Raw genomic sequence first — 4,976 nt, forward strand, 5'->3', positions numbered from 1 at the left:
CCGGTGGCGACCACGCGGGCATCGGGCGCCACGCGGCTCGGCGGCTCGCCGACGCCCAGCGTGCCGACCACCCCGCAGCGCAGGCCGGACAGGCTCAGCGCCTGCGCGGTCCACCACGCGGTGGAGGTCTTGCCGTTGGTGCCGGTGGTGGCGATGACGGACAGCGCCGCGCTCGGCTGCCCGTGCCACGCGTCGGCCAGCCCGGCCGTCTGCGCCTTCAGTCCGGGGACGGCCGCGATGCGCGCATCGCCGAAGCCGAACGCCTCGACCCCGTCGGCCTCGACCAGACAGGCCGCGGCCCCCGCCGCGAGTGCCGCGCCCACGTGGACGCGACCATCCTGCGCGTAGCCGGGCCACGCGATGAAGACGTCGCCCGCCTGCACCTGGCGGCTGTCGGTGCGCAGCACAGCACCTGGCGCGCATCCGTGCAGCCAATCCAGCACCGCCGGCAAGTCCGGCAACTGCGCAGTGCCGGCGGCCATCAGAACGACTCCTCTTCGGCCTTGGCTGCCTGGGCGCGGGCGACGATCTGCTGCTTGATCTCCAGATCGGGCGGCACCCCCATCACGCGCAGCGTCTGCTGCACCACCTGGCTGAACACCGGCGCGGCCACGTCGCCGCCGAAGTAGATGCCGTTGCTCGGCTCGTCCACCATGACCGCGACGATGATGCGCGGCGCATGGATCGGCGCCATGCCGACGAACCAGGCCCGGTACTTGTTGCTGGCGTAGCTGCCGCCGTCCTGCTTGTGGGCCGTGCCGGTCTTGCCACCGACCGAGTAACCGACGGCCTGCGCCTTGGGCGCCGTGCCGCCTTCACCGGCCGCCATGTTGAGCATCGTGCGCACCTCGCGCACCACCTCGGGCTTGAACACCTGCTCACCCGGCACCGGGCCGTTCTGCTTGAGCAGCGACACCGGCATCAGGTCGCCGTCGCGGGCAAACACGCTGTAGGCGCGTGCCAGCTGGAACAGCGACGTGGACAGGCCGTAGCCATAGCTCATGGTCGCCTGCTCGATCGGTCGCCAGCTCTTGTAGGGGCGCAGCCGCCCGGTGGCCAGACCGGGGAAGGCCAGCGGCGGCTTCTGCCCGAAACCGACCGCGTGGAAGACGTCCCACATCTCGCGTGGCTGCATCTGCATCGCCATCTTGACGGCACCGACGTTGCTCGATTTCTGGATGACCTGCTGCACCGTGAGCGGGCCATGTGCGTGCGAGTCGCGGATGGTCGAGCCGGTGATGGTGATCGTGCCCGGTGCGGTCTGGATGATGGTCGTCGGCGTGACCCGCCCGGTCTGCATCGCCAGCGCGGCGATGAAGGGTTTCATCGTCGATCCCGGCTCGAAGGTGTCGGTCAGTGCCCGGTTGCGCAGGTTGGCACCGGTGCGGGTCAGCCGATCGCCGGGCACGTAGCTCGGGTAGTTCGCCAGCGCCAGCACTTCGCCGGTGTGCGCATCGAGCACCACTGCGCTGCCGGCCTTGGCGTTGTGCAGCGCCACCGCATCGCGCAGGCGCTGGTAGGCGACGAACTGGATCTTGGTGTCGATCGACAGCGCGATGTCGTGGCCGTCGGCCGGCTCGATCCGGTCGCCGATGTCCTCGATCACGTTGCCCAGCCGGTCGCGCACCACGCTGCGGCTGCCGCTGCGGCCATCCAGATCCTTCTGGAAGGCCAGTTCGATGCCCTCCTGCCCGATCTGCTCGATGTTGGTGAACCCCACCAGGTGGGCCACGGCCTCGCCCTCGGGGTATTCGCGGCGGTACTCGCGCTGCTGGTGCACGCCCTTGAGCGCCATCGCCTTGATCTGCGCCGCCACTGCGTCGTCCACCACCCGGCGCAGCCAGACGAAGTTGGCGTTCTCCTTCAGCCGGCTGGTCAGATCGGTCGTGGTCATGCCGAGCAGCTTCGCCAGTGCCTGCTGCTGGGCTGGCGTGGCATCGAAGTCCTTCGGGATGACCCAGATCGATTGCGCCGGCACGCTGGCGGCCAGCACCTGTCCGCTGCGGTCGGTGATGCGGCCGCGGCTGGCGGGCAGCTCCAGCGTGCGCTGGTAGCGGCTCTCTCCCTGGCGCTGGAAGAAGTCCTGGTTGATGACCTGGATGTAGACCGCCCGCCCGATCAGCAGGCAAAAAGTCAGCCCCACACCCAGCACGAGGAACCGCGAGCGCCAGATCGGCGTCTTGGCGGCCAGCAGCGGGCTGGAGGCATACCGGGCACCCTGGGACTGGCGTGGGCGGTCGGCAAAACGCGCGCGCAGCGCGGCGATCCAGCCGGATCCGGTGGTGCGCTTCATGGACGGCCTTTCGATGCAGCCGAGGCCGCGACCGGCGCATTCGCCGGCACCGATCCGTCCGCCGTCAGGTACTGGATGACCGCAGGCGTCGCCACCGACATGTGCAGATTCTCGCGGGCCATCTGTTCGACACGCAGGTGCGTGGCCTGCGTGCGCAGCAGCACCCGCAGCTTCTCGGCGTCCTGCTCCAGGCGCTGCGACAGGTTGCGCTCACGCTCCAGGTTGATGAACTGGCGCCGCGTCTCGTAGGACACCTGCACCAGGTAGAGCGCGCTGGCAATGACCGCCAGCAGCAGCAGGACATTGAAACGGGTCATGGGCGCGTCCACACCGGCGGCAGCGCGACGTCGGTTCGTTCGGCCACCCGCAGCACCGCCGAGCGCGACCGGCCATTGCCACTGATTTCCTCGTCGGAGGGCTTGATGCGCGCCAGCGCGTTGAACAGCGCCGGCTTGGGCTCGGCAAACGGCGCGCGCCGGTCGAACTCCTCGCGCGAATGGCGGTTGATGAAGGTCTTGACGATGCGGTCTTCGAGCGAATGGAAGCTGATCACAGCCAGCCGACCGCCCGGTCTGAGCGCGGCCAGCGAGGCCTCCAGCGCCTGCTCCAGTTCGTCCAGCTCGCCGTTGACGAGGATGCGCAGCGCCTGGAAGGTGCGGGTGGCCGGATCCTGCCCGCGCTCGCGGGTACGCACGACGCTGGCGAGCAGTTCGGCCAGCTCGCTGGTGCGTTGCAGCACATGGCCGGCCTCGCGGCGGGCAACCACAGCGCGCGCGATGGCCGGAGCGAAACGCTCTTCGCCGTAGTCGCGCACGACCTCGGCGATGCGCTCCTTGGGTGCCGTGGCCAGGAATTCGGCAGCACTCTGGCCGCGGGTCGGGTCCATGCGCATGTCGAGCGGGCCGTCGTGGCGGAAGCTGAAGCCGCGCGCCGGGTCGTCGATCTGCGGCGAGGACACGCCGATGTCGAGCAGCAGGCCATCCAGCTGCGCCACGCCGTGGCGAGACATCACGGCCGGATAGTCGGCAAATCGGTTGTGGTCGATCGAGAAGCGGGCATCGACGATGCCCGCCTCGCCCTGCGTCGCGTGGGCAACGGCTTCCGGGTCACGGTCGATGGCCAGCAGACGGCCCGCGGGAGACAGCCGCGACAGGATCAGGCGCGAATGGCCGCCCCGCCCGAACGTGCCGTCCAGGTAGGTGCCATCCGGTCGATGCACCAGTGCATCGACTGCTTCATGAAGCAGCACGGTGCGGTGCTGTCGGGGTACTGCGTCGTCTTGGGCCATGGAAGGGGGAATCAGAAACTGAAGTCCTGCAGCAGCACCGGCATGGGCTGCTGCAGAAGGGCGGCCTCGGCCGCCGAATGACGTTGCACATCCCAGAGTTCGAGGTGGTTGCCCATGCCGATGAGCAGCACCTCGCGACCAAGCGCAGCAGCGGCGCGCAACTCCGGGGAAATCAGCACGCGGGCAGCACTGTCCAGATCGACATCCATGGCGCTGCCGAGCAGGAGGCGCTTCCAGCCACTGGCCGACAGCGGCAGCGACTCGATGCGGGCACGGAACGCGTCCCAGACCGTCCGAGGGAACACCATCAGGCATCCATCGGGATGCCGCGTGAGTGTCAGGCGGTCTTCCGGGATCGCGCGCAGCACCTCTCGTTGGCGCGCGGGAACGCTCAGGCGTCCCTTGGCGTCCAGCGCAAGCGCTGAAGTCCCCTGGAAATGAAAACCGGCCACGAATACCCACAAATCAACACGATCTCCCACTGTAGCGGAGAAATTGCAGGAGGGTCAAGAAAGCCATATAGGAATAGCCAATGAAATCAAGTACTTAGATGCTTATGCCTTCACTTTCACAGGAATTGGAAAAAAGCCATACAAATGAAGCACTTAGGCTTTGCACACCCTTGGTCCCCCAAGATCACCGGTTGAGCCAGTGCGCGCCGATTCGTGAACTTTGGCAAACCTTCGGACCCGAATCACCATAACGGTCCCTTCAGGTCCCCGGAAAAGGCGACAGCAGATGTCACTTTTTCGCGATTCAAGCCTGACAGGGTTATCGGACCGGGCCTGTCGGCGGTCCACGTCGTCCACGAACGGGGTTGAGCCGTTGCCAATCCATTCGAACTGTCCACGGAGTCCACCATGTTTCTGCGTCCGCACCGCCCATGCCTTCGAGGGCCGATGCGCGGCCGATTCCCGTCGGCGGGTTCACTGCTGATCGCGGCCCTGGTGGTCACCGCGCCGCTGCTGGGCGTCAGCACGCCGGCGCGGGCCGAGAGTCCCGCGTGGCGCCAGGACGAGGGCGAGCGGGTCGGCTACATCGCCCAGCTCGAAGGACGCCTGCGGTTGCAGCGTGCCGGCGGCGAACTCGTCGACATCGGCGACGGCCCCCGTCTGCGGCAGGTGGGCATCCGCGAAGGCGATCGGCTGCAGACCAGTTGGAACAGCCGCCTGGTGATCGATTTCGGCCCGAATCGACTGAAGCTCGACGAGAAGAGCGACCTGGTGCTGCGCCGTCTGGACCCGGAGGGTGTTCAGCTGGTGCTGGAGCGGGGCGGCCTGGTGCTCGATCTGCGCCAGCCCGAGACGGCTTGGCGCTGGCAGGTGGACACGGCCGCCGGCCGGCACCAGCCACACGGCGCAGGGCTGTTCCGCATCGATGCCCCAGACCGGCGAG

6 protein-coding genes are annotated in these 4,976 nt (G+C 68.0%); 1 reads left to right on the forward strand and 5 read right to left on the reverse strand.

Going from position 1 to position 4,976, the window contains the following annotated elements; genetic code table 11:
* From AB3X43_RS18265 to AB3X43_RS18285, 5 genes are all read right to left on the reverse strand, one after another.
* Nucleotides 1-482 (reverse strand): Mur ligase domain-containing protein (locus AB3X43_RS18265; RefSeq protein ID WP_369431292.1); only part of this gene is annotated, 482 nt, incomplete at its 3' end.
* Nucleotides 482-2,293, reverse strand: coding sequence for a peptidoglycan D,D-transpeptidase FtsI family protein (locus AB3X43_RS18270; protein WP_369431293.1), 1,812 nt, complete (start codon nucleotides 2,291-2,293; stop codon nucleotides 482-484). The genes AB3X43_RS18265 and AB3X43_RS18270, both read right to left, overlap by 1 nt.
* Nucleotides 2,290-2,610 carry a cell division protein FtsL gene (gene ftsL, locus AB3X43_RS18275; RefSeq protein WP_369431294.1) on the reverse strand — a complete coding sequence of 107 codons (321 nt, stop codon included), beginning with the start codon at nucleotides 2,608-2,610 and terminating at the stop codon, nucleotides 2,290-2,292. The genes AB3X43_RS18270 and ftsL overlap by 4 nt, the downstream gene beginning before the upstream one ends.
* Nucleotides 2,607-3,581 carry a 16S rRNA (cytosine(1402)-N(4))-methyltransferase RsmH gene (gene rsmH / locus AB3X43_RS18280; protein ID WP_369431295.1) on the reverse strand — a complete coding sequence of 325 codons (975 nt, stop codon included), beginning with the start codon at nucleotides 3,579-3,581 and terminating at the stop codon, nucleotides 2,607-2,609. Before rsmH ends, ftsL begins: the two co-directional genes overlap by 4 nt.
* Nucleotides 3,582-3,592: 11 nt before the next feature.
* Nucleotides 3,593-4,033, reverse strand: a complete 441-nt coding sequence (locus tag AB3X43_RS18285) for a division/cell wall cluster transcriptional repressor MraZ (RefSeq protein ID WP_369431296.1) — start codon at nucleotides 4,031-4,033, stop codon at nucleotides 3,593-3,595.
* Between the two features lie 447 nt (nucleotides 4,034-4,480).
* Here AB3X43_RS18285 and AB3X43_RS18290 point away from each other — a divergent pair.
* Nucleotides 4,481-4,976, forward strand: a 496-nt coding sequence (locus AB3X43_RS18290) for a hypothetical protein (RefSeq protein ID WP_369431297.1), incomplete at its 3' end; no start/stop codon positions are given.

Origin of the sequence: Sphaerotilus sp., assembly GCF_041083715.1 — a bacterium.
Taxonomy (GTDB): Bacteria; Pseudomonadota; Gammaproteobacteria; order Burkholderiales; family Burkholderiaceae_C; genus Sphaerotilus.

Coding starts and splice junctions, on each gene's coding strand:
- rsmH (WP_369431295.1), bottom strand. CDS start 3,581: ATGGCCCAAGACGACGCAGTACCCCGACAGCACCGCACCGTGCTGCTT.
- ftsL (WP_369431294.1), bottom strand. CDS start 2,610: ATGACCCGTTTCAATGTCCTGCTGCTGCTGGCGGTCATTGCCAGCGCG.
- AB3X43_RS18270 (WP_369431293.1), bottom strand. CDS start 2,293: ATGAAGCGCACCACCGGATCCGGCTGGATCGCCGCGCTGCGCGCGCGT.